Annotated in this window: 20 protein-coding genes and 1 pseudogene; 18 read left to right on the forward strand and 3 right to left on the reverse strand. The window is 35.9% G+C overall.

The features are described from left to right. Positions 1 to 80: 80 nt before the first annotated feature. Positions 81 to 2,345: a glycogen/starch/alpha-glucan phosphorylase gene (locus LB888_RS09580; RefSeq protein WP_318752772.1), complete on the reverse strand. Its 2,265-nt coding sequence runs from the start codon at positions 2,343 to 2,345 to the stop codon at positions 81 to 83. 41 nt (positions 2,346 to 2,386) lie between these two features. Beyond that, complete coding sequence (gene malQ, locus LB888_RS09585; RefSeq protein WP_318752773.1) at positions 2,387 to 4,033, reverse strand: 4-alpha-glucanotransferase; 1,647 nt, start codon at positions 4,031 to 4,033, stop codon at positions 2,387 to 2,389. Positions 4,034 to 4,408: 375 nt separating this feature from the next. Between malQ and atpB the strand changes: the two genes are divergently transcribed. From atpB to atpD, 8 genes and pseudogenes are all read left to right on the forward strand, one after another. Continuing rightward, entirely contained in the window at positions 4,409 to 5,128 is a 720-nt protein-coding gene (gene atpB, locus LB888_RS09590) for a F0F1 ATP synthase subunit A (protein WP_276649735.1), read from the forward strand. Positions 5,129 to 5,155: 27 nt separating this feature from the next. Next, the gene (gene atpE, locus LB888_RS09595) at positions 5,156 to 5,368 is read left to right on the forward strand and encodes a F0F1 ATP synthase subunit C (RefSeq protein WP_066125333.1); all 213 of its coding nucleotides are present in this window, start codon (positions 5,156 to 5,158) and stop codon (positions 5,366 to 5,368) included. Between the two features lie 43 nt (positions 5,369 to 5,411). Next, positions 5,412 to 5,921: a F0F1 ATP synthase subunit B gene (gene atpF, locus LB888_RS09600; protein ID WP_318752774.1), complete on the forward strand. Its 510-nt coding sequence runs from the start codon at positions 5,412 to 5,414 to the stop codon at positions 5,919 to 5,921. Then, complete coding sequence (locus LB888_RS09605) at positions 5,921 to 6,055, forward strand: hypothetical protein (protein ID WP_318752775.1); 135 nt, start codon at positions 5,921 to 5,923, stop codon at positions 6,053 to 6,055. The genes atpF and LB888_RS09605 overlap by 1 nt, the downstream gene beginning before the upstream one ends. Then, entirely contained in the window at positions 6,052 to 6,402 is a 351-nt protein-coding gene (locus LB888_RS09610) for a F0F1 ATP synthase subunit delta (protein WP_318752776.1), read from the forward strand. The genes LB888_RS09605 and LB888_RS09610 overlap by 4 nt, the downstream gene beginning before the upstream one ends. A gap of 11 nt (positions 6,403 to 6,413) precedes the next feature. After that, positions 6,414 to 7,907, forward strand: coding sequence for a F0F1 ATP synthase subunit alpha (gene atpA / locus LB888_RS09615; protein WP_318752777.1), 1,494 nt, complete (start codon positions 6,414 to 6,416; stop codon positions 7,905 to 7,907). A 20-nt stretch (positions 7,908 to 7,927) separates the two neighbouring features. Further along, positions 7,928 to 8,850, forward strand: a pseudogene (gene atpG / locus LB888_RS09620) (ATP synthase F1 subunit gamma). A 17-nt stretch (positions 8,851 to 8,867) separates the two neighbouring features. Then, positions 8,868 to 10,325, forward strand: coding sequence for a F0F1 ATP synthase subunit beta (gene atpD / locus LB888_RS09625; RefSeq protein WP_318752778.1), 1,458 nt, complete (start codon positions 8,868 to 8,870; stop codon positions 10,323 to 10,325). Between the two features lie 149 nt (positions 10,326 to 10,474). Here the strand turns inward: atpD and LB888_RS09630 are convergent, their stop codons facing one another. Continuing rightward, complete coding sequence (locus tag LB888_RS09630) at positions 10,475 to 11,728, reverse strand: IS110 family transposase (RefSeq protein ID WP_318752279.1); 1,254 nt, start codon at positions 11,726 to 11,728, stop codon at positions 10,475 to 10,477. A 515-nt stretch (positions 11,729 to 12,243) separates the two neighbouring features. Between LB888_RS09630 and atpC the strand changes: the two genes are divergently transcribed. The 10 genes from atpC (at position 12,244) to pknB (ending at position 25,577) form a co-directional block, all read left to right on the forward strand. Continuing rightward, positions 12,244 to 12,693 carry an ATP synthase F1 subunit epsilon gene (gene atpC, locus LB888_RS09635; protein WP_257876905.1) on the forward strand — a complete coding sequence of 150 codons (450 nt, stop codon included), beginning with the start codon at positions 12,244 to 12,246 and terminating at the stop codon, positions 12,691 to 12,693. A 569-nt stretch (positions 12,694 to 13,262) separates the two neighbouring features. Beyond that, positions 13,263 to 14,504 (forward strand): extracellular solute-binding protein, encoded by a 1,242-nt coding sequence (locus LB888_RS09640; RefSeq protein ID WP_318752779.1) that lies wholly within the window; start codon positions 13,263 to 13,265, stop codon positions 14,502 to 14,504. Between the two features lie 91 nt (positions 14,505 to 14,595). Continuing rightward, positions 14,596 to 15,903: a carbohydrate ABC transporter permease gene (locus LB888_RS09645; RefSeq protein ID WP_318752780.1), complete on the forward strand. Its 1,308-nt coding sequence runs from the start codon at positions 14,596 to 14,598 to the stop codon at positions 15,901 to 15,903. A gap of 5 nt (positions 15,904 to 15,908) precedes the next feature. After that, positions 15,909 to 16,760 carry a sugar ABC transporter permease gene (locus tag LB888_RS09650; RefSeq protein ID WP_311920907.1) on the forward strand — a complete coding sequence of 284 codons (852 nt, stop codon included), beginning with the start codon at positions 15,909 to 15,911 and terminating at the stop codon, positions 16,758 to 16,760. 312 nt (positions 16,761 to 17,072) lie between these two features. Beyond that, complete coding sequence (locus LB888_RS09655; protein WP_318752781.1) at positions 17,073 to 17,879, forward strand: hypothetical protein; 807 nt, start codon at positions 17,073 to 17,075, stop codon at positions 17,877 to 17,879. A gap of 171 nt (positions 17,880 to 18,050) precedes the next feature. Further along, positions 18,051 to 20,468: a primosomal protein N' gene (priA, locus tag LB888_RS09660; protein WP_318752782.1), complete on the forward strand. Its 2,418-nt coding sequence runs from the start codon at positions 18,051 to 18,053 to the stop codon at positions 20,466 to 20,468. 14 nt (positions 20,469 to 20,482) lie between these two features. Then, positions 20,483 to 21,433, forward strand: a complete 951-nt coding sequence (fmt, locus tag LB888_RS09665; protein ID WP_318752783.1) for a methionyl-tRNA formyltransferase — start codon at positions 20,483 to 20,485, stop codon at positions 21,431 to 21,433. 11 nt (positions 21,434 to 21,444) lie between these two features. Then, positions 21,445 to 22,812, forward strand: a complete 1,368-nt coding sequence (gene rsmB, locus LB888_RS09670; protein ID WP_276646706.1) for a 16S rRNA (cytosine(967)-C(5))-methyltransferase RsmB — start codon at positions 21,445 to 21,447, stop codon at positions 22,810 to 22,812. A gap of 27 nt (positions 22,813 to 22,839) precedes the next feature. Beyond that, positions 22,840 to 23,592 (forward strand): Stp1/IreP family PP2C-type Ser/Thr phosphatase, encoded by a 753-nt coding sequence (locus tag LB888_RS09675; protein WP_318752784.1) that lies wholly within the window; start codon positions 22,840 to 22,842, stop codon positions 23,590 to 23,592. Continuing rightward, the gene (pknB, locus tag LB888_RS09680) at positions 23,589 to 25,577 is read left to right on the forward strand and encodes a Stk1 family PASTA domain-containing Ser/Thr kinase (RefSeq protein WP_318752785.1); all 1,989 of its coding nucleotides are present in this window, start codon (positions 23,589 to 23,591) and stop codon (positions 25,575 to 25,577) included. The genes LB888_RS09675 and pknB overlap by 4 nt, the downstream gene beginning before the upstream one ends. The last annotated feature ends 73 nt before the right edge of the window (positions 25,578 to 25,650 follow it).

A 25,650-nucleotide genomic window follows, 5' to 3' on the forward strand; every position in this document is an offset into this window, starting at 1 on the left:
AGAAACTTACTTGTTTCTGTCCAGTCTTATTTTGGGGATTGGTTTGTAGCTGATAAACCAATAGTTAAATTATCTTATATTTAAGCTTTTTCTAAATGCCAAATATCTTCGTTGTAATCATTGATTGTACGGTCAGAAGAGAAGTAGCCAGCTTTAGCAATATTCACCAATGAGCGACGTAACCAATTTTCACGATCTTCGTATTCTGCATATAATTCTTCTTTAGCATCGATGAATTCTTCTAAGTCGATTAAGGTCATGAACCAGTCTTTATTGATTAATTCATTGTGTAAACGAGTTAAGCGTTCTTCATTACCGATTGCCATCATTTCATCACTTACAATGAAATCAACTAAAGGTTTGATTGTTTCACGCTCATAGTAGTCTTTAGCAACATAACCATTGGTGTCATATAATTCGATGATTTCATCACTTAATTTACCAAAGATTTTAATGTTTTCATCACCAACTAATTCATGAATTTCAACGTTAGCACCGTCCATTGTTCCTAAGGTCAATGCTCCGTTTAACATGAATTTCATATTACCTGTACCAGAAGCTTCTTTAGAAGCTAATGAGATTTGTTCTGAAATGTTTGCTGCAGGAATTAAGTACGTAGCCGCTGTTACATTATAGTTTTCAATCATTACGACTTGTAAGTGAGGGCTCACATCTGGGTCATTAGCAATGATTTCAGATAAGTTTAAGATTAAGTGAATCACATCTTGTGCAATTGTATAAGCTGGTGCTGCTTTACCACCAAAAATGATTGTAATTGGTGTAGCAGGAATTTCACCATTTTTAATTGCAAAGTATTTATGAATAATATATAAAGCTAACATTTGTTGACGTTTATATTCGTGAATTCTTTTAATTTGAACATCAATAATAGAGTTGTTGTTAATTTCAACACCTTGTGTTTTTCTTAGACTTTCTTGTAATTTCTTCTTGTTATCATGTTTGATATCATTTAAAGCTTTAATTACATTTTCGTCATCAATATGATCTAATAATGCAGTTAAATCACTGTCATTTCGCCAGTTTGTTCCAATAGTATTATCTAATAGTTTCGCTAATTCAGGGTTAGCATCCATAATCCAACGACGGAAGGTAATACCATTCGTTTTGTTATTGAATTTTTCTGGATAGATATCATAGAAATGTTTTAATTCTGAAGCTTTTAAGATTTCAGTATGTAAGGCAGCAACCCCGTTAACACTGTAACCAAAGTGAATCGCAATATGAGCCATATGAACACGGTTTTGTTTATCGATAATTGCGACTGCTTCATTACCAGGATATTCTTCTTCAACCACTTCAGCTAATCGGTGAATAATTGGTAATAACTGTGGTGCTACTTCTTCAATATCAGACAATGGCCATTTTTCTAATGCCTCTGCTAAAATTGTATGGTTAGTATAAGCTGTCATCGAACGAACGATTTTCACCGCTTCATCAAATTCAATACCCCGTTCACCTAATAAACGGATTAATTCAGGAATAACAAAAGCAGGGTGAGTATCGTTGATTTGAATAATCGCATAGTCTGCTAAGTCATGTAAGTTACTTCCTTTAGCGATTGCTTCATCTAAAACTAATTGCGCACCATTCGATACCATGAAATATTGTTGGTAAATACGTAATAATTCACCTGCATGATCAGAGTCATCTGGATATAAGAATAAAGTTAAGTTTTCTAAAATATTACCTTTATCAAAGTTAATACCATCAGTAATAATTTCTGAGTTAACTGAATCTAAGTCGAATAAACGTAGACGGTTTTTCTTCTCTTGCTTGTAACCAGGTACATCAATATCGTAAAGCGTTGATTTTAATTCAAAATCTTTGAATGGCACAACATAAGAATGTTCTGAGCGGATTACCCAGTCGTCGCCAACTAACCATGGATCTGGAATAGCAGTTTGTTGATTGTCTTTAAATACTTGACGGAATAAACCGTAATGATAATTTAAACCAACACCGTCTCCGTTTAATCCTAATGTTGCGATTGAATCAACGAAACATGCTGCTAACCGTCCTAAACCACCGTTTCCTAATGATGGTTCATTTTCTGCTTGCTCGATGTCCATCATATTTTTGCCCGCAGCAGTTAATTCTGCTTGTACTTCATCATATAGACCTAAGTTTAATAAGTTATTACTTAATAATTTACCAATTAAAAACTCAGCTGAGAAATAGTATAATTTTTTCTTTGTGTCATTAGTTGGTTGATCTTTTGATTTGTCACGAACAAGGTGTAATAAAACCTTATATAATTCTTGTTCAGTACACTCCGCAACAGGCTTATTGAAAAGTTTGTTTGTATAATTTGATAATAAAGTCATTTGTTTCTCCTTTTTAAATGTAAATTAGCTATGTTATAAAACTATGGTAATTTAACAAAATATTGAATAGTAGAAAATTGTCGATTCCCAAATGAACTAAGTTTATTTGGTAGTTTTAGTTTTTGGTTTAGAAACAGCTTTTTTAGTTGATTTGCTTTTTTCTTTTTGAGCAGCTTTAGCTTTTTCTGCTTCTTTTTTACAATGTTTTGGTTTGCTCTGAAGTAGGTGACGGTGTAATCGGTCAACTTCCTTTCAACCGCTTCTGTAATAGCATCTTCTTTCATGCGCCATTTCCAGTTTTTACCAATGGTGGAAGGCTCATTCATACGTGCAGAATTATCTAAGTCTAATAAATCTTGCATCGTGAAAATAACATAATCACTTACTGAAGCTGATAATGTACGGTTTAGAGCTTCGGCAATGGTTTCATCTTCTTTACGATTAGAATATTTATCAGCATTCTGACGGATATATTCAGGAACTGATTGATACCATCCTGTGATGGTTTCATTATCATGAGTCCCTAAGTAACTAATCGTATTACGCACATAGTTATGTGGTAATTCCATAGAGTCTGTACCATCAAAACCAAATTGTAAGATTTTCATTCCTGGGAAACCAGTAGCATTGCGCATATCAATTACTTCTTGGGTTAAGAAGCCTAAGTCTTCAGCGATAATATTTAAATCGCCTAATTCTTTTTTGATTTGCTTGAATAATTTAACATCTGGACCTTTTTCCCAACGGCCATCGGCAGCAGTAGGGGAGCCAAAAGGGACTGCCCAATAAGATTCAAAACCTCGGAAGTGGTCAATACGAACCATATCATAGATTTTAAAACTTTCTTTCATACGTAGAATCCACCAAGAATATTTATCTTTCTCCATATATTCCCAGTCATAAATTGGGTTCCCCCAATATTGACCGTCATCAGAGAAGTTATCCGGTGGTGTACCAGCAACAACAATCGGCATTTTGAATTCATCTACTTTAAATAATTTTGAATTCGTCCACATTTCAACAGAGTCAGCTGAAACATAGATTGGCATATCACCAATGATTTGAATATCATTTTCATTGGCATAAGCTTTTAATTGTAACCATTGAGTGAAGAAGAAATATTGAGTTACTTTATGGAATTCAATTTCTTTCACCAATTTTTTACGGTATTCATTTAATGCTTTTTTATCGCGTAAACGAATATCCTCATCCCATTCGGTCCAAGAAACTAAACCGAAATCTTCTTTGATTGCCATAAACTCTGCATAGTCTTCTAACCAATGTGCATTTTCGGCAACGAATTGTGTGTATCCTTCTAATTTGCCGCGTTTTAAAAAGTTTGCGACGGCTTTTTCTAGAATAGGACGACGGTTAGTAAATATGGTACCATAGTCCACATTTTCCGGATCATCACCAAAATCAACTTTTTCATAATCAGCTGGTTCTAGAAGACCTTCTTTACTTAATAGTTCAAAATCAATAAAGTGAGGGTTCCCAGCGATAGCTGAAAATGACTGATAGGGTGAATCACCATAGCTAGTTGTACCTAAAGGAAGAATTTGCCAATAGGCTTGTTTGGTACGAACTAGGAAATCAACAAAGTCATAAGCTGATTGTCCAAATGTACCGATACCAAATTTATTTGGTAATGATGAAATATGCATTAAGACGCCACTTGATCGGGCCATAACACGACCTCCTTTAATTTTGTTGTCGCATTCATTATATAAGGAATAAAAAATACTTACAAATGATTTTGGCGTTTTTCTAAATTCTGTTACCGGATAACAGTCTCAAAAGGCGATGATAGCAATGTTTTCAATTTTGATGAACTGACGAATGATGACATAAAAGTTAGTCATTAATTGCCAAAAAGATGTTTTTATATCAATATTTTTATATTTAAATTATAACAAAAAAATATTTACTTAACCCCTTTCAAAGTTTGTTTTATAGAAAATTAAGTGGTAAACTAGGTTATGGATTTGTGTCATTTTCGAGAAGATAAATGTCAACAAAATTTCATTGACAACAGTCAATTACCAAAAAAAGGAGGGTCACTCTTGGATGAAACGATTGTGTTTGAACTATTAGGTATTTCTTTTGGGTTGAACACTTTTTTAGCTATTTTAGCAACTGTCGCTATCATCACAGTGCTTTGTGTTTGGACTTCACATAATTTATCGGTGGATAAACCAAATAAGCCTCAACTATTAATGGAAACGATTATTGAATTTGTTCGAGGCGTAGTAGGGGGAGCAATCGATGATAAAGGGGCACAAAATTATCAATTATTAGGATTGACATTATTGTTATTTATTTTTACCTCTAATATGATAGGTTTACCTTTAATATTACATGTGGGTGAATTATCACTTTGGAGAAGTCCGACAGCCGATCCAATTGTGTGTTTATCGATAGCACTTTTAATGATTTTGTTATCTCATTTCCTAGGGATTACAGAACAAGGAATGAAGGGGTATGTGGTGAATGGCTATTTAGAACCTTCAGCATTTTTATTCCCGATAAAATTAGTCGAGGAGTTTACTAATGCTTTGACATTAGCACTTCGTCTATATGGTAATATTTTCGCTGGAGAAGTCTTATTAGGTTTAATTGCTAATTTAGCCAATGCTAAAGGTGTCTTTACATGGGTAATAGGATTACCATTACAAATGGTATGGCAAGGATTTTCAGTATTTATAGGTGCTATTCAATCCTATATATTTGTAACCTTAACAATGGTATATTTGTCGCATAAAGTTGAAAAAGAAGAAATATAGTTTTTAAAGATAAGGAGAATATAAAATATGAACGCTATTGCTGCTGCTATTGCTGTTGCGATTGCTGCTCTTTCTGCATCAATTGGTAATGGTATGGTTATTTCAAAAACAATTGAATCAATTGCTCGTCAACCAGAATTAGAAGGTAAATTACGTATGACCATGTTCCTTGGAGTAGGGTTAATTGAAGCGGTGCCGATTATGGCCGTGGTTATCGCCTTTATTTTAGTTTTCAGATAATTAAACTAATTAAGCTGACGATACTAAATGAAGGAGGATTAAAATGTTAATTGTATATGCATCAAGTGGAAACACCGCATTAGGCAATACGATCGTTACGATGATCGCGTTTGTCGCTTTACTAATGATTATTAAGAAATTCACTTGGGAACCTTTTATGTCGATGTTGGCACAACGTCGTCAAATTATCGAAGGAGATTTAGCACAAGCAGCTGAAGAGAAAGCTACGAGTACTAAAGCGAAAGAAGATGCTCAACAAGCATTAAAAGATGCACGTGCGGAAGCCAATCAAATTATCTTAGCAGCTAAAAAACAAAGCTTACAAATTCAAGATAATATGATTAAAGAAGCAAAAGAGGAGATAGCACGTCTTCATGAAGCTGCTAATCAAGAAATTGAACAAGATCGTGAACGCATCTTAAATGAAATTAAAAATGAAGTATCTGATATTGCTATTGAAATTGCAGAGAAAATTTTACGCCGTGAAATTAAAGAGGAAGATTACCATAAATTGGTTGATGATTTCATTGCAGGAATGGATGATATAGCATGATGAGTGAAAATGAAACTTTAAATCAAACAAGTGTTAATGAATCGTTAACGCGTAATAAAAAAGTTAAAAACGAAGAAGATGCTTTATTAAAAAAATCAATCAAGAACGTATTCGTGATTCGATTCAAAAATTGAACGATGATAATCCTGATGAGAATCGTGAGCATTTTGAAGATGAACTTTTAGGAAAAATCATGTTAAACATGATGAATGATGAAGGAACTTCTCTTAAAAAAGAACAAAATCAAAGTGAAATGTTAATGATTACCTCTGCGGTACCTTTAACTGACGAGGAAAAAGAGCGCATTGTGCGTAAATTTTTAGATATTACCAAAAAGCCATTACGTCGTATTACGACAGTCGTCGATCCAAGTTTAATTACGGGTGTCCGTATTCAAAGTGAAAGTTACTATTATGAAGTAACAGGTAAAAAGACTTTAAAAGAATTACGACGTCATTTAGATCGTAATTGGCATTATTAGGAGGGATTGAAATGAGTTTAGAAAGATTAGATGAACGTCTTCGTCAACAAATTCGTCAATTCCACAGTGAAGAATTAATTGAAGAAATTGGAACAGTTTCTTACATTGGGGATGGGATTGCCCGTGCTTATGGATTAGAAAATGTCATGGTCGGAGAAATGGTTGAATTTGCCAATGGAACAATTGGGATGGTTCAAAATTTAGAAACCAAAGATGTCGGGATTATTATTTTTGGTGAGTATGTGAATATTCACGAAGGTGATTTAGTCCGTCGTTTACATAAAATCATGGAAGTACCGGTAGGAAATGGCCTATTAGGTCGTGTTATTAATCCTCTAGGTGAAGCGATTGACGGTATTGGTGAAATAGACTATAAAAAAACAAGACCTGTTGAAGCAGATGCGCCAGGGATTATGGAACGTCAAAGTGTTAATGAGCCATTGCAAACAGGTATTAAAGCAATTGACTCTTTAGTACCAATCGGACGTGGTCAACGTGAGTTGATTATCGGGGACCGTAAGACCGGAAAAACATCTTTAGCGATTGATACGATTTTAAATCAAAAGGGACAAGATGTTATTTGTATTTATGTCGCGATTGGTCAAAAAGAATCAACTGTAAAAAACATCGTGACGACATTGCAAGCACATGGTGCGATGGACTATTCAATTGTAATGAGTGCAAGTGCTTCACAACCGGCGCCATTACTTTATTTAGCACCATACTCTGCAACGGCAATGGCCGAAGAATTTATGTATGAAGGCAAGCATGTTTTAATTATTTACGATGATTTATCAAAACAAGCAGCGGCTTATCGGGAAATGAGTTTATTATTAAAACGTCCACCAGGTCGTGAAGCTTACCCTGGAGATGTTTTCTATTTACACTCCCGTTTATTGGAGCGTTCTGCAAAATTATCTGATAAGTTAGGCGGAGGATCGATTACCTCACTGCCAATAGTTGAAACGCAAGCAGGGGATATTTCGGCTTATATTCCAACGAATGTCATTTCCATTACCGATGGACAAATATTCTTGGAAAGTGATTTATTCCACTCTGGTGTTAGACCCGCTATTAATGCCGGTTTATCGGTATCGCGTGTAGGTGGTTCGGCACAATTAAAACCAATGAAACAAGTGTCCGGTACTTTACGAATTGATTTAGCTAGTTACCGTGAATTAGAAGCCTTTACACAATTCGGTTCAGAATTAGATGCTTTAACACAACAAAAATTAAATCGAGGACGTAGAACGGTTGAAGTGTTAAAACAACCTTTACATAAACCAGTCAGTGTTGAAAAACAAATCATTTTATTCTACGCCTTAAATCATGGCTATCTTGATAGTGTTGGGATTGATAAACTAAAAGAGTATGAACAATCACTCTATAATTTCTTAGAAGAACGTTATGATGTTGTTTTACGTGATATTAGTCGTAACCATCGAATGCCTGAAGAAGATTTATTACAAACCATTTTAGAAGAACATTCTCAAATAGCACAATAGATTTAGAAAGAGGTAGTGGTATGTCATTAAACCAAATAAAAAAAGAATCGACTCCACTCGCAAAACAGCTCAAATTACTAAAGCGATGCAGATGGTTTCTGCTTCTAAATATAATAAAATGGTGCAAACTTCGAGTCGTTATTTTACTTATGGCCAAAAATTAAAGAAAATGGTTGCCCGTTTAGGTAAACAACAATTTGATTTATTAGATGATGGTGTACCTATGGATGTCAATGAAGTAAAAGATATTGATTTTCATGATATGTTAATTGAAAGACCGATTAAGAAAACCGGTTATTTAATTATTACATCAGACAAAGGTTTAGCAGGTGGCTACAATCATTCGATTTTAAAAGCAACCGAAACGATGTTTAAGCAAGACCATCAAGATAAAAGCGAAGTGGTAGTGTTAGCAATAGGTGAACCGATCGTAAAATTTTGTCGCGATGAAGGGTATGAAGTCGCTTATGAAATTCATAATTTAACCGATCACCCTAGCTTTTTTGAAGTGTCGAAGATTGTAAAAAAAGCGGTCGAATTATTTAAAGAACAAGTCTTTGATGCCTTATATGTTTGTTATAACCATCATATTAATCCAATGACTTCTCAATTTCGGGCTGAACAAATTTTACCCATTACCGATTTAGAGTTAGAGGAAGAATTAGAAAATACCGAAACAGAAGTTGAGTTTTTAATTGAACCTTCTGAAAACGAACTACTAGATGTATTATTGCCTCAATATGCTGAAAGTCAAATATATGGTGCGATTATTGATGCAAAAACGTCTGAACATGCTAGTCGTATGAGTGCAATGCGTAGTGCGACGGATAATGCAGAGGAAATGATTGAAAATTTAAAACAACAATATAATCAAAAAAGACAATTAAAAGTAACCAATGAAATTATTGAAATAATTAGTGGTGCACAAGCACTGAATGATTAGAAGGAGGAATGTTGTACATGCGAATTGGTCGTATTGAACAAGTTATTGGACCCGTAGTCGATGTCACTTTCCCAATTGAAAATGGTGGTCCTGACATTCATAATGCATTAATTGTAACGAACGCTGATATGGCGGATGTAATGCAAGAAAATATTTCGGATGAAGAAAAATTATTAACCCTTGAAGTTGCCCTTGACTTAGGTCATGGAATGGTTCGGACCATTGCGATGGAATCAACCGATGGTTTGGAACGCGGCATGACAGTTGTGGATTATTTAACACCGATTAAAGTACCAGTCGGCGAAGCCACCTTAGGAAGAGTGTTCAATGTCTTAGGTGAGACAATTGATGAACTAGAACCGGTTGGCGATGATGTTGAGCGCAAAAGTATTCATCGTGAAGCCCCTAAGTATGAAGACCTAGATAACAGTTTTCACGTTTTAGAAACTGGAATTAAGGTCATCGATTTATTGGCTCCTTATATTAAAGGGGGAAAAATCGGTCTATTCGGTGGTGCCGGAGTTGGAAAAACTGTCTTAATTCAAGAATTAATTCATAATATTGCAGAACAATTAGGAGGTATCTCCGTTTTCACTGGGGTTGGAGAACGTACACGTGAAGGGAATGACCTCGTTTTTGAAATGCGTGAGTCAGGTGTAAGCAAGAAGACGGCCATGGTTTTCGGTCAAATGAATGAACCACCAGGAGCACGTATGCGTGTTGTCTTAACAGGACTTACAATGGCGGAATATTTCCGTGACGAATTGAAACAAGACGTCTTATTATTTATTGATAATATTTATCGTTTTACTCAAGCAGGTTCCGAAGTGTCAGCCTTATTAGGTCGTATGCCTTCAGCGGTAGGGTATCAACCAACTTTAGCCAGTGAAATGGGACAAATGCAAGAGCGCATTACGTCAACAAAACATGGTTCTATTACGTCGATCCAAGCCGTTTATGTACCAGCCGATGACTATACGGACCCTGCTCCTGCGACAACCTTTGCCCATCTAGATGCGACTACCAACTTAGAGCGCCATTTAGCAGAACAAGGTATCTACCCAGCTGTTAACCCATTGGCTTCTACTTCGAGTGCTTTATCTGAAGAAATAGTGGGTATACGTCATTATGAAATTGCCCGTCAAGTGCAAACTGTTTTACAACGTTATCGTGAATTACAAGATATCATTGCCATTTTAGGGATTGATGAATTATCAGATGAGGAAAAGATTACGGTGAAAAGAGCCCGTCGTATCCAATATTTCTTATCGCAAAACTTCCATGTGGCTGAAGCTTTTACTGGTTTACCAGGATCATTTGTGACCATTGAAGAAACATTGGATGGCTTCGAAGGTATTCTAAATGGTAAATACGATACACTCCCAGAAGAAGCTTTCCGTAATGTTGGAAATATTGATCAAGTGATTGCAAAAGCGAAAAAATTAGGTGCAAGTCTACCGGAAGAATTAGAATAAGTCTAGTGGTAATAAGTCAAGAGAAAAATAAATTATTTTAGACTCGGCTTTTGATCATTTAGATGTTTAAGGGCGCACTAAATAAACACTCGTGAAATCGCGTTTTTTTCACGAACTTTATTAATAATTAGCTCTATTTTGTTCGTCTTTTATCTATGCAACACCTCCGGTGGCGTATAGAGTTGGTGATTGCGTAGTAGCACATCCACCAGACGCACTAATTTTCTTGCGGTTAAGACGAGGGCACGTTTGTGCTGATGTTTAGGTACTTCTTGGAATTTCTTATGATAGAACTGGGCATATTCAGGTAAATAACGTTTAACAGAGTTGGCAGCTTCAACTAGGTAATAACGCAAGAACCGATTGCCCCGATGAATCATCGGTGTGTTTTGGGACGAACGTTTTCCCGACTGATTTTCCTTCCAGGATAACCCGGCATACTTGGCGATTTTTGCTTGAGAATCAAAGCGTTCAATCTGTCCGATTTCAGCGATGATTCCAGCAGCATAGACCGGACCAATACCAGGAATAGAAGTTAAGCACTGATATTCTGGTAGGGTTTGAACAATATCTTCAATCCCTTTGTCGAGCTCTTTGATTGCTTTTTCAAGTGATCGAATCTCACGGACTAAGACAGCCAGCACGATATCAATGGATTGGGCATGGACCTTAGAGAGACGATAACTAGAACGAATGGCTTTTTGGATTGTTTTAGCTAAGTCTTCGGGTGCTTTGAAGCGTCCCCGTCCTAGTTTTTGAATTAATTGCCCAAGTTCTTCTAAAGGCATATTAGCCAGGTCATCCAGTGAATAGTCTTCGGTCATGAGTGAGATGACGGTAGCACTGAGGGCAGTCGTGGAATGCCCATCTTCCTTAAGATTCATCGAAAGCGTATTACATTTATAGTAAAGATTTTCTAGGAAGTGTTGCTTGACTGTGGTGAGTTGCTTGATTAATTGATAGCGAGACCGTGTAAGGTGCTGTAAGGCGATGTATTGGTCTTCCTTTAAGAAAGAGAGATTAAACCTTTGGATTCGCAAGTAATCAGCAATATAGAACGCATCTAAAGCATCGTTTTTATTTTCGGAGAAAACTTCACGATATTTCTTGATTTTGCTTGGTTCTTCAATTGTGACTACCACATTCAGCTCACTCAGCTCCGGGTCTTCTTTGAAGAAGTAACCGGGATGAAAGCTATAAGCTGATGTGGATTCCATGCCGATGACGATTCGATCAAAGTGATAGTCCTGATAAGCTTGAAGAATCCATTCTTTCAGTTCAGTGGCACCGTCGTGATCATTTTTAAAAGAACGTTCTAACAAAACAGAAAATTGTTCATCATCCGTTAAACAACAGACATCTAGCTTAGCTAGACTAACATCTAAACCGACATATAAGTTCATGTGAGGGACCTCCTTTCGATAATATTTGGAAATTGCTTGGTTACTGTGGGATATCCCAGGATACCATTGCCTATAACAGCCTCGCTTAATAGAATACTTATCACGCTGATTCAAGCTGCCACTCGCCTACTAGCGGGTGTGAACCAGGGTGGAAACAGCTAGTGTGTTGGTTGTGACATCAATGGTCTGGGTTACAGACTTAAGAAGTAGACAAAGCCACAGGAGTGAACAGCATATTCCCGTAAGTCCCTTTCCAAGACTTATTATCCTACAATATCTCACAGTAACCAAGCAATATAAAGGGACAATTGAACATTTTATGAATTGAAATGAGGCTGAGCTAGCGCGCTTCGCTTGCTTGCCATTGTCATCCTGTTCGATTTCTTCGAAATCGTCCAGTCTAACAACGGATAGCCCCTTATTTATGACAGAATGTTCGGTAAATCAAGAGAAACAGAGACGATCAGAAGGGTGTGAAATGACCTTCTAAATATATATTACGAGGAGTGAATGAATTGGCAAATAATGAAAATAATAGTCGTCCATATATGACTGTGACCATTTCATCACCTGATGGTATTATCTATGAACACCGTTCCTATAGTTGTAATGTGAAGACAACCCAAGGCGGCTTGACCATTATGCCGAATCATATTCCTATTTTAACACCGTTAGTCATTTCGGCTGTTAAAGTAACACGAGTGGAAGATGGAGAACCAGTTGATTATATTGCGATTAATGGTGGTATTTTATCAATGGCGAACAATCAATTAGAAATCATCTCTAATTATGCTGTTCGTGCTCGTGACATTGATGAAGCGGCCGTTGAAATACAAAAACAACAAGCTGAAGAAGATATGGCTGCCGCCTTAAGAGAGAAAGATTCTCGTAAATTTAAGCGAGCAAAAATATCACTAGAAAGAGCCATCAATAAAATTGCTGTTAGTCAACATCGTCGTTTATAAGATAATGAGTTGCCAATAGCGTCTATCTTCTTTTAAGCAGCAAAGGTTGGTTAACACATAAGGTGTTGATCTCTACTTAATACAACACAACGAATAAATAAAACCCTAGAAATTAGGGGCAAAAATTTTAAATTTTTTGATTCCCGATCTTTAATTGAGAGTGCAGTCGTTGACTGGTCTCAAACTAGGTCTTAAAGAGTTTGGGCAGACGAAACAAAACTATTCATTTTCGACTTCTGATCCACTCCAACTGAGCGGTCTGGGTAAGCAATATAAAATCTTTTGATTTTATATTGCTTACCCGCTCTTTTTTTCGCTGATGAAAACTGATGATAATTTATCCGAATAAAGCAAAATATGCATAAAGTTTTTGAAACAAATAAAAAAATTTCATAAAAATATGATTAAATAGCTAAATTTTAAATCGAGTCACGATACAATAATGGGTTTTAATAATGATTATAATTCTGTTAACGGTAACAGAATTAAAAACCTATTGTATTACTTTCAAAAATATAAGATAATATAGACAAGAAAGCGATTTACGCAAAATTTAGGAGGTTTCAATTATGAAATTGAATTTGAAAAAATTGGCAATTGGTACTTTGTCTACAGTTACAGCTTTATCTACATTAGTATCAACTGGTGTATTAGTAGCTGATGCTCAAGAAGAAACATTAGTTATTTCTGCAGCCGGAGAATATGACTATGTCAAAAATCACATCGCTAAATTTGAAGAAGAATATGGTGTGAAAGTAGAATTATTAGATGCCGATATGTTTGAGAAAATTGATGGTTTAGCATTAGATGGACCTGCTGGAACTGCTCCAGATGTTTTAATTGCACCATATGACCGTATCGGTTCATTAGCTCAAACAGGTTTAATTAACGAAGTAACGTTAAATGAAGAAGCAGGTTATGATGATACAGATAAACAACAAGTATCAACAGATGGTGTTGTTTATGGTGCGCCAGCTGTTATCGAAACAATTGTTTTATACTATAACAAAGACTTACTACCTGAAGCGCCAAAAACTTTTGATGAATTACGTGAATTGACTAAAGATGAAAAATATGCTTTTGCTGGGGAAGATGGAAAATCTACAGCATTCTTAGCTCAATGGACTAACTTCTACCATAGCTACGGTTTATTAGCTGGATATGGTGGTTATGTATTCGGTGAAGATGGTACTAACTATGAAGACTTAGGATTAAACTCTGAAGGGGCAGTAGAAGGTATTAACTATGCAGTGGACTGGTTCCAAAATGTATGGCCACAAGGTATGTTAGATGTTTCTTCAGTAAGTGACTTTGTAATGCAACAATTTACTGATGGTAAAGCTGCTGCGATTATTGACGGACCATGGCAAGCTGCTGCAATTAAAGAAGCAGGCGTTAATTTCGGTGTTGCTAAAATCCCTACATTACCAAATGGTGAAGAATACAAACCATTTGCTGGTGGTAAAGGTTGGGTAGTTTCAGCATTTACTGACAAACAAGAATTAGCACAAGAATTCTTAAATTGGGTAACATCTGAAGAAATGCAAACAGCTATGTATGAAGAAAGTGGACAAATCCCTGCTAACCAAGCAGCTCGTGAAGTTGCAGCTGAAGCTGGAAATGAATTAACAACTGCGGTTATCGATGTTTATTCAAACGCTGTACCAATGCCAAATATTCCACAAATGAGTGAAGTATGGACAGGTGCTGAAAACTTAATGTTCGATGCTGGTTCAGGTAATAAATCAGCTCAAGAAGCTGCTGATGCTGCTGTTGAATTAATCAAACAATCAATCGAACAAAAGTATTAAAATTTCGTGAATCGTTATTTTTATCTGGCAGAGGTTGATCTTCTGCCAGATATTAATAGTTAAACAGCATTTTATTTAAAGGAGTGATTTTATGAGTCAGACAGCCAAAAAACAAAATCCGACATTAGCAATGCTCTTGTCGTTGATTCCAGGACTAGGTCAAATTTATAATAAACAATTGTTCAAAGGATTCACCTTTTTAGGAATTACCGGGTTGTTTGTTTATGAATTAGTTAGTTTTGGTTTTGGTGCGTTGACTGACTTTATTACATTAGGGGATACTCCGGGGGTAAAAGGAGATAACTCCCTATTCTTAATGATTATCGGTACTTTACAAATTATCATTACGATTGTATTCTTAATCTTCTTGATTTTCAATATGATAGATGCAAAACGCATTGCAAATTTTTGGAATGAAGGATTTAAAGTTAATCAAACATTTGAAGAACATAAAGATAATATTTTAGATAAGGGGTTCCCGTATCTATTAATTATCCCGGCATATATTTTTATGACTTTTGCTATTATTTTCCCAGTTTTAGTCACTTTATTTACTGCATTTTTAAATTATGATTTTAAAAATATGCCACCAGCAAAATTATTAGACTGGATTGGTTTTGCTAACTTCGCGAATATCTTTACATTAAGCACCTTTAGAGATGCCTTTACATCCGTATTTATGTGGACGTTAATTTGGACATTATGTGCGACTACTTTACAAATTGTGCTCGGTATTTTCACAGCTGTTGTAGCTCACCAACCATTTATAAAATTCAAACGTATTTTTGGGGTAATTTTCTTATTACCATGGGCTGTACCGGCATTCATTACGATTTTGACTTTCTCAAATATGTTTAATGACTCAATTGGTGCGATGAATACACAAGTAATTCCGTTTATTAACAAATTAATTCCATTTGTTGAAATTGGAAAAATCGCTTGGAAAACCAACCCGTTTTGGACCAAAGTTGCGATTATTATGGTTCAAGGTTGGCTAGGGTTCCCTTATATTTATGTAATGGTAACCAGTATTCTTCAATCTATCTCCGAAGATTTATATGAAGCAGCCAAAATTGATGGAGCGAATGCTTTTAAACGTTTCACTTCGATTACTTTACCTGTAATTTTCTCTGTTGCTGCTCCAACATTTTTAACTCAATATACAGGTAACTTTAATAACTTTACGATGATTTATCTATTTAACAATGGAGGACCTGGATCAGTGGGTGGCGGCGCTGGTGCAACCGACATTTTAATTTCATGGATCTATAAGTTAACAACTGGAACTTCACCGCAATTCTCATTTGCGGCAGCCTTGACACTGATTATTTCAGTAGTGGTTATTTCAGTATCGTTAATTGTCTTTAAACGTACAAAAGCTTTTGAAATGGAGGGATAATCAACATGAAAAAATTATTTGCATCTGCCAAATTCAAAAAGTTTTTGGGACAATTCTTTACCTATTTTTATATGATTCTCTTATCGATTATCATTATTTATCCATTACTAATTACGACTAGTTCTGCTTTTAGAGCAGGGAATATTACTGCATTTGATTTAAATTTCAATTCAAAATGGACCTTGAATCATTTTAAACGATTATTTGAAGAGACCTATTACTTACAATGGTATAAAAATACTTTAATCGTTGCAGTTAGTACCATGGTAGTGCAAGTTATGGCAGTAACCCTAGCTGGTTATGCTTATAGCCGTTACAACTTCTTTGGTCGTAAAAATAGTTTAATGTTCTTCTTAATTGTACAAATGGTGCCGACGATGGCTGCTTTGACGGCATTCTTCGTAATGGCACTCTTGATGAAAGCTATTAACCAATTCTGGTTCCTATCATTAATTTATATTGGTGGTGGTATTCCAATGAATACTTGGTTAATGAAAGGGTACTTCGATACAGTTCCTTATGATTTAGACGAATCAGCCAATTTAGATGGTGCAGGACATTTTAGAAGATTCTGGCAAATTGTGTTACCATTAGTACGTCCAATGATTGCTGTACAAGCTTTATGGGCATTTATGGGACCATTTGGTGATTTTATGCTATCAAAATTCTTATTACGTAAAGAAGAATTATATACTTTAGCTCCTGGTTTACAAACATTTATTAATGACCAACGTAACCAAAAAGTAGCATTGTTTGCAGCCGGTTCTATTTTAATTGCTGTGCCAATTTCAATTCTATTTTTTGTCTTACAAAAGAACTTTGTTACTGGTTTGACTAAAGGTGGAACAAAGGGTTAATCAATCGAATGTGAGTTTGGGCATAAACTTGATAAATTTAGTCAGTTATTGTTCGTTAATTAAAAGACAGTGGTTGAGAGGTTTCAACTTTGCAAGGTGACCAGATTAATCGAATATTATTTGACTTTCTACTTCTGGTTCAATTCCTAGTCTTTCACTGCTTGTAATTTTTAAATAAACATAATTGATGATTGAGTTAATATCTGATAAGGATTTAAGGGTGGACAGACGAAGTGAAAATCTTTTGATTTTCTACTTCATGTCCACTATTTTCTTTTTTAGTGCTATAATATGTAGAATGAGGTGAGTATAATGAACAAAGCATTTCCAATTAATTACTTTATAAATATCTTTTCAGCCAAGAAAATTTTTAAAAATCGTCAACAATTGACTTGGTGGCAAATACTGTTAATTGTATTGTTGCTTAATGGTTTAATGTTGATGCCGTTATCGGTTCAGTTAGGAAAAATTCAATCGGCTAATTTAAATGATTTTGTACCAAATGCTCTAGCAACGATGAATGACGACACTGTTCAACAATTTAATCAAATGGTAGAACAGGGAACAGTTGCTGAAACCGGTCAATTTATTCTTTCTATCGATGAGGTAGATAGTGATTCTCTAGTAGAAAACTCTATCTTAATTGCACCAGATGGCTTTATTATTAAAGAAGGAAAGAATCCCGAGATTAAACAAACCTATGATGAAGAGCTACCATTAACCACGGTGGCAGATAAAGAAGCACTGATAGCTTTATTGTCTCAACATTGGTTTCAAGCTAATCGCTTATCGATTGTGTTAACTAATTTTATTAATGTATGGTTTTTAATGTTTTTTAACTTCGTCGGTTTATTATTAGGAACAGCCTTTTTACTTTGGTTAACGAAGTTTGGAAAAATATTTACGATTGCTAACTTTAATGAGGCTTTACAGTTATCACTCAATACTTTTGGCCTTCCCACTTTGATCGCGATGCTAATGGGCTTCTTATTGAAAGATCCTAATGTGATGGCTTTAACACAGAGTACCCTTTATATTTTATTGCTTTTATGGGTTTATTGGAAAACGCATTTTAATGATCATTATGTGGAAACAGCGAGTAAAATTTCTGTATTATAAAATATTTCTGTTAAACTATCCTTAGTAATATGATGAGGGTAGTTTTTTTATCTTGGATAAGGGTATTGTTAATAAAGATAATTTGATGGCTTTTTTCTAAGCAAATGTATTTATATCTATATTTAAACGATTTTTTGTGATAGCATATATAGTTATGAAGGTGGTGATTTAATGCTTGCTAAAGTGATTATCGATATTCCAGTCGCTCAAGTTAATCGAGAATTTGACTATTTAGTCCCCGAACAGTGGGAAGAAGCCATTCAATTAGGTATGCGTGTTGAAGTGCCTTTTGGTCCAAGGCAATTACTGGGATTTGTGGTTGGTTTTTCAGATGAAACTAGTTTTACTGGAACTTTAAAACCAATTAGCAAATTATTAGATTATCGTAGTTTTTTGAATGAAGAATTAATCGAATTGAGTGATTATTTAGCCAATCATTTGCAGGCTTTTAGAATTGCTGTTTTACAAACAATGTTACCTAATTTATTAAAAGTAAAATATGAATCGTATTTTCTAATACATAACCATGCTCAAATTCAAGCCTTGACCAATACTGTGATTGAAAATCATGAAATTGAAAAAACGGTGCTCGAAACGATATTAACACCGAATCAAATAAAAGCATTAATTGATCAAGAGGCCATCGAACTAGAAAATCGAGTTTTAGATCGGAAATCAACCAAAATGATGCAAGTGATCGATAAAGCCTTGGATGAACAACAATATAAAGCCGTTTCTGAAACTTTAAGTAAAGCCGCTAAAAAACAGCAACAATTGCTTGACTATTTAATCCATCATCCGAAAATAGCTTATCCGATTACGATTCAAGATTTTTGTGAAATAACCGGTCTCAGTCGTACTGTTGTAAATACCGCTATTGTTAAAGGATGGTTAATCAAATCTGAAGTGGCTGTTTACCGTAATCCATTAAAGGACCAGGAATTTCTTCAAACGACAGCCAAAACATTAAGACCTAATCAACAAAGCGCATATGATACTATTGTGGCTTCCGTAGAAAAAGGGCAAGCTAAAACCTTTCTACTAGAAGGCGTTACCGGTAGTGGCAAGACCGAAGTATATTTACAATTAATGGAAAAAGCCCGTCAACAAGGGCAGTCGGCCTTATTATTAGTACCAGAAATTGCCTTGACTCCACAAATGGTCAATCGAGTGGTAGGCAGATTCCAAAAAGGAGTGGCAGTTTTACATTCTGGTTTGTCTACTACGGAAAAATACGATGAATGGCAGCGAATTATTAAAGGTGAAGCGACGATTGTGGTAGGAGCCCGTTCTTCAATTTTTGCACCATTAAAAAACATTGGTATTATCATCATTGATGAAGAACACGAAACGACTTATAAACAATCCGATAATCCACGTTATCATGCGCGTGATGTCGCCTTATGGCGGAGCCAATATCATCAATGTCCGGTTGTTTTAGGAAGTGCCACCCCATCATTAGAAAGCCGAGCTCGGGCTCAGGTCAATCATTATCAACTCGTTATGATGAGTGAACGAGCTAACTTTTCTGAATTACCGGAAGTAGAATTAATCGATATGACCAATGTCTTAGTTTCTAAGACCTATACCGAGATATCGCCATCCTTACAACAAGCAATTGAGCAAGCCATTAGTCAAAAACAACAAATCGTATTGTTATTAAATCGTCGTGGTTATGCATCGTATATGCAATGTCGTGAATGTGGACATGTCGTTCAATGTCCACGTTGTGATATTTCTTTGACCTATCATAAGAGTGAACATCGCATGAAATGTCATTATTGTGATTATCAACAAATGGTACCAACTGAATGTCCTCAATGTGGTAGTCAACATATTCGTAGTTTAGGTTCAGGAACTCAAAAAATTGAAGAGACTTTAACAGAATTAATCCCACATGCGCGAATTTTACGCATGGATAATGATACGACTAGAAGAAAAGGGGACCATGAACGGATATTAAAACAATTCGCTAATAAAGAAGCCGATATTTTATTGGGAACACAAATGATTGCTAAGGGGCTTGATTTTGAAAATGTCACTTTAGTCGGTGTTATCAATGCGGATACGGCCCTTAACATACCTGATTTTCGTTCGGGTGAGAAGACCTTTCAATTATTAACGCAAGTAGCGGGCCGGACCGGACGTGGTCAATTAAGGGGTAAAGTCATCATTCAAACCTACAATCCTGATCATTATGTGATGCAATTGGTCAAGAAGCACGATTATGAGAATTTCTTTAAATACGAGATGAAACGGCGTCATATTGGGAATTATCCCCCTTATTATTTTACAACTTTAGTCACTGTCTCCAGTAAAAATCAAGGGATGGCTGAACGTAAAATCCATCAGTTGAAACAATTATTATCCAATCCATCACTGGAGCAACAACAACAATTACTATTGTTAGGCCCATCAAGAGGCGCTATTGCTCGCATCAACGACGTTTATTATTTTCAATTATTACTCAAGTATAAAGATAAGCAATTCATTCAAAATAAAATTAGTGAAATTGTCAATCAAGCTCAAAATGAATCACGGCAAGGTCTTTATGTTTCAATTGACCATGAACCTTATCATTTTATTTAGAGGAGGTAAATTATATGAAGAAAATTATTTTTATGGGGACACCTGAATTTTCAGCAACAGTTTTAAAAGGGATTTTAGCACAATCCTCATTATATGAAGTGATTGCCGTTGTGACTCAACCAGATCGCCCTGTTGGTCGTAAAAAAATATTAACCGCTTCTCCAGTAAAAGAAGTGGCATTGAGTCATCAAATTCCTGTTTTCCAGCCGGAAAAATTAGGTAAATCAGAAGAGATGGAACAAATATTAGCCATGGACGTTGATTTAATTGTCACGGCCGCTTATGGTCAATTTGTGCCGACCAAATTATTAAAACATCCAAAATATTTAGCCATTAATGTGCATGCATCACTATTACCAAAATATCGCGGTGGGGCACCGATTCATTATGCGATTTGGCAAGGTGAAGAGGAAACAGGTATTTCTATTATGTATATGGAAAAAGAAATGGATGCGGGTGATATTTTAGCACAAGCTAAGACACCTATTCATTCCACTGATGACGTTGGTCAATTATTCGAACGTTTAGCAATAATAGGGCGCGATTTATTATTAGAAACATTACCATCTTTATTTGCAGGGGAAATAACGCCCATTAAACAAGATGAGCAGTTAGTTACATTCTCTCCCACTATTTCTAAGGAACAAGAAAAAATTGATTGGTCTCAATCGGCAACGGCAGTACATAATCATGTCCGGGCTTTTCGACCATTTCCTTCCACTTATACTATGTGGAATGGTCAACGCTTAAAAGTGTGGGCAGGTCACCCGATAGCTTATGCTAAACCGAAAATGGTGGCACCAGGGACGATTGTAGCCGCAGAAGATGACCAAGTAATTGTCCAATGTGAAGAAAGCTATTATGCGATTACCTCATTACAACCAAGCGGCAAAAGAAGAATGGATGTCACTACCTTCTTAAACGGAATGGATGCTGAAGATTTAATCGGGCAACGATTTGAATAGAGTGACAGCCAATGAAAATAAAACAACGTAGTGAAAAACAATTAGCTAAAAATGTTAGATGGCAGGCGCTCAAACTGATTCATCAAATTGAATATGAAAATCAATATTCTAATGTTTTAATCGATCAAACCTTACAACATACTCACTTGAATGAATTGGACCAAAAATTATTAGTGCAATTAGTCTATGGTGTTGTGCAACGTCGCTTAACATTAGATTATTATTTAGAACCTTATCTCAAGGGCAAGAAAATCGATACTTGGATTGCTTCTTTATTTCGCTTAAGTATTTATCAACTATTATTTTTAGATAAAGTCCCAGATCATGCCGTTTTAAATGAAGCAGTCGAAATTGCTAAAACGAATGGGCATGGTGGCTTAGGCAAGTTTGTTAATGCCATTTTGAGACAATTCAATCGCCAACCTTTAAGGGAATTACCCGATAAAGCAACGGCATTCTATGACTATTTGAGTATTCAATATAGCATGCCATTATGGTTAGTCGAGCAACTTTCACACTGGTTAGGGGATCAAAGTGATCAGCTGGAATCATTACTAAAGAGTCTATTAGAGACACCCCATTTATCAGCGAGAGTGATCGCAAATATTGATCAGCGTCAAGAGATTCAGCAACAATTACAAACCGAACAAGTGATTACTGAACCTAGTAAGGTGTCACCCTATGGCTTAATCGTACAAAGTGGTGACTTGATTCATTCTAATGTCTTTAAGGAAGGACGAGTGACCATTCAAGATGAGTCCAGTATGTTAGTCGCACCATTAGGAAAACTAACTGGAGCAGAGCAGATATTGGATGCTTGTTCAGCTCCTGGTGGTAAAGCGACGCATATTGCCCAATTATTAACAACAGGCCATCTGACGGCGTTAGATTTATCGAGCCATAAATTAAAGAAAGTGGATCAACATTTACAAAGAATGGGTTTAAGTGAAAAAGTGACCACTCAACAGGCCGATGCGTCAAAATTTTTGCCGAAAAATAATGCATTATATGATACAATATATTTGGATGCTCCATGTTCTGGCTTAGGCTTGATGCGTCGAAAACCGGAAATAAAATATGAAAAACAAGCACAAGATTTAGTTGAATTAGCAAAGATACAAGCTGAATTATTGAATCATGTCGCAAGTTTATTAAAACCTGGAGGGGTGTTAGTATATAGTACATGTACACTAGCACCGATTGAAAATGAGCAAATAGTTGATCAATTTTTAGCCACTCATGCAGATTTTCAATTAGATCCAATCCAACCAACAGAATTACTACCAGCAGATTTACTTAATTCAGCGGGTCAAATTAGAGTTTGGCCGCATCAATATCATACAGACGGCTTCTTTATTAGTCGTTTCGTTAAAAAATAAACAGAGGTTTATATGAGAGGTGAAAGGATGAAAATCAAAGTCCGTTCAAATGTTGGACGAAAACGTTCATCAAATCAAGACTATGCTGATTATTTTACGAATCAACATCAGCAAGTATTATTTATTTTATGTGATGGTGTCGGAGGGCATCAAGCGGGCGATGTCGCGAGTAAACAAACCACTCAATTTTTAGGGGAGCGCTTTGTTCAAACTGATGAAAAATTTGATTTAACCAATGTTCAAACGTGGTTAAAAGAACAGATTGAAGCCGTTAACTTATATATTTATGAAAAATCGAAGTCAGAAAGTCAACTGGAAGGCATGGGGACGACTTTAGTCGCGGCTATTGTAGTTGAGGATCAATTAGTTATCGTACATGTAGGGGATAGCCGGGCATATGTCTACAAAGAAGGCCAATTACGACAAGTGACCGAAGACCATTCTTTAGTCAATGTCTTGATTAAAACAGGTGAAATTACAAAAGAAGAAGGCCAAATGCATCCGCAACGCAATGTGGTGACTCAATCAATTGGTGTCACTCCTGATGTTGAAGCTGAAAGCAACTTAATTCCAGTGGAACAAGTAGAAATGCTGATGCTTTGTTCAGATGGCTTAACCAATATGGTAGAAGATACACAATTACTTGAAATGTTTAATCAGGATCGTCTTGCAGATGATTTTCCTGAAAAATTAATTGAAGCCGCAAATAATGCGGGAGGCACTGATAATATTACCGTTATTTTAGCATCTGAATTCTCAAATGAGGAGGTGTCAGCATGATTGAAATAGGAGATAAACTCTCGGATCGTTATCAGATAAATGATGTTATCGGTCAAGGTGGCATGGCTAATGTATTTTTAGCGCGTGATTTAATACTTGATCGTGATGTAGCTGTTAAAGTTTTACGCTTTGACTTCCAAGATAATAAAGATGCGATACGTCGTTTCCAAAGAGAAGCGATGTCTGCCAGTCAATTACTGCATCATAATATTGTTGAAGTTTATGATGTCGATGAAACTGATCAACAACAATATATTGTAATGGAGTATGTGAAGGGAACAGATTTAAAATCCTTTATTAAACAAAATGCGCCACTTTCATTAGAATTAACGGTTTCGATTATGAGTCAAATTTTGTCAGCTATTGAAATTGCCCATAAAAACCGGATTATTCACCGTGATATTAAACCACAAAATATTTTAATCACGGAAAATAATGAAGTGAAAATTACCGACTTTGGGATTGCGATTGCCTTATCGGACACCAGCATTACCCAAACCAATACATTATTAGGTTCGGTTCATTATTTATCGCCTGAACAAGCGCGTGGTAGTAGTGCAACGATTAAATCAGACATATACGCCCTTGGGGTCGTACTATATGAACTGATTACAGGTACCGTTCCCTTTAATGGAGAATCGGCGGTGTCAATTGCTCTTAAGCATTTCCAAGAGGCATTTCCCCGTGTGAAAGATACAGTCGATTATGTGCCACAAAGTTTGGAAAATGTGGTCTTAAAAGCGACAACAAAAAATCCAGCCGATCGCTATAATTCTGTCGAAGAAATGCATCAAGACTTGACCACTAGTTTAAGTGCTAATCGTATGAATGAAGCACTTTTTGTACCAAAGGATATGTCTGAGACGACGGTTTTAAAACCAATTAAACCTATATCTTCAGCTCATAAAGCTTTAGATAAAAAAATGGAAGCGCCAGAACCTTTGGATGAAGAATTAGTACCTAGTTTTGATGTAGTCCCACCAATTGAACCTGTTCGCAAAAATTATCGTTTCGTACGTTGGTTAGTGGGTCTATTATTACTAGTACTCTTAGTACTTGGTGCTTATTATGTCTATGCTCAGACCACCCGTTTTGTAACGATACCGGATGTATACAATAAAACGCAAGAAGAAGCGATAAAGTTACTAGAAGAAAATAATTTAAACGTCAATCAAATTATTCCCCAGTGGGATAAGACCTTACCAGCGGGAACGGCTATTGAAACTAAACCGGAAGCCAATTCACGTATTGAAAAAAATAGTGCTGTTAACTTAGTAGTAAGTAATGGCAAAGAGCAAGTTGAAATTGGTAATTATATTGGCGAAGCTTATGAACCGATTCGTAAAGAATTGACGGACGCTAACTTTATTGTAGTGCGACGCGGGATGGCGACCAATGATGAAAGCCAAGTAGGGGTTATTTTAGACCAGAGCGTTGATCCTGGATCAAAAGTAGTGCCAACAGATACAACGATTACCTTTACAGTAGGACAAATGTCGGATAGTATTTCTATGCAAGATTTTAATAATTTACCTTTATCCATGGTGCAAAACTTTGCAGATGAATATGGTTTAAATGTTGATGTCACCTATGCTTATGATGATTATATCTCAGTTGATCAAGTTATTAGCCAAGACCCTGTGAGTGGTACAGCTTTAGTTCCAGGTGATACTATTTCAGTCGTTGTCTCACAAGGTGCACAAGAAGAAGTGGTTCTACAACATACCGAGACGATCACGCTTGAATATTTACCGACTTATGCAGATACTGATTTGGAAATGAAAAATCCATTACCAAATGTAATCGATGTTTATATTGGTGATTCACAAAACAATATTAATACTTTACATCGTAGTTTTGAAATAACCGAAACAACGACCGTTCAATTAAAATTCTTTATTAAGAATGATGGTGTCGGTCAGTATCGTATTTTAAGAGATGGTGAAGTTTATATGGAAAGTAATGCTGTTTACCCAGAACAATAGTTGAAGTGACAGGACTGCTATTGACCGATTAGAGTCGGCAGTAGTGGTCTATTTTTATAAAACGAGGAGGGAA

Origin of the sequence: Globicatella sp. PHS-GS-PNBC-21-1553, from assembly GCF_033564055.1 — a bacterium.
GTDB lineage: Bacteria > Bacillota > Bacilli > Lactobacillales > Aerococcaceae > Globicatella > Globicatella sulfidifaciens.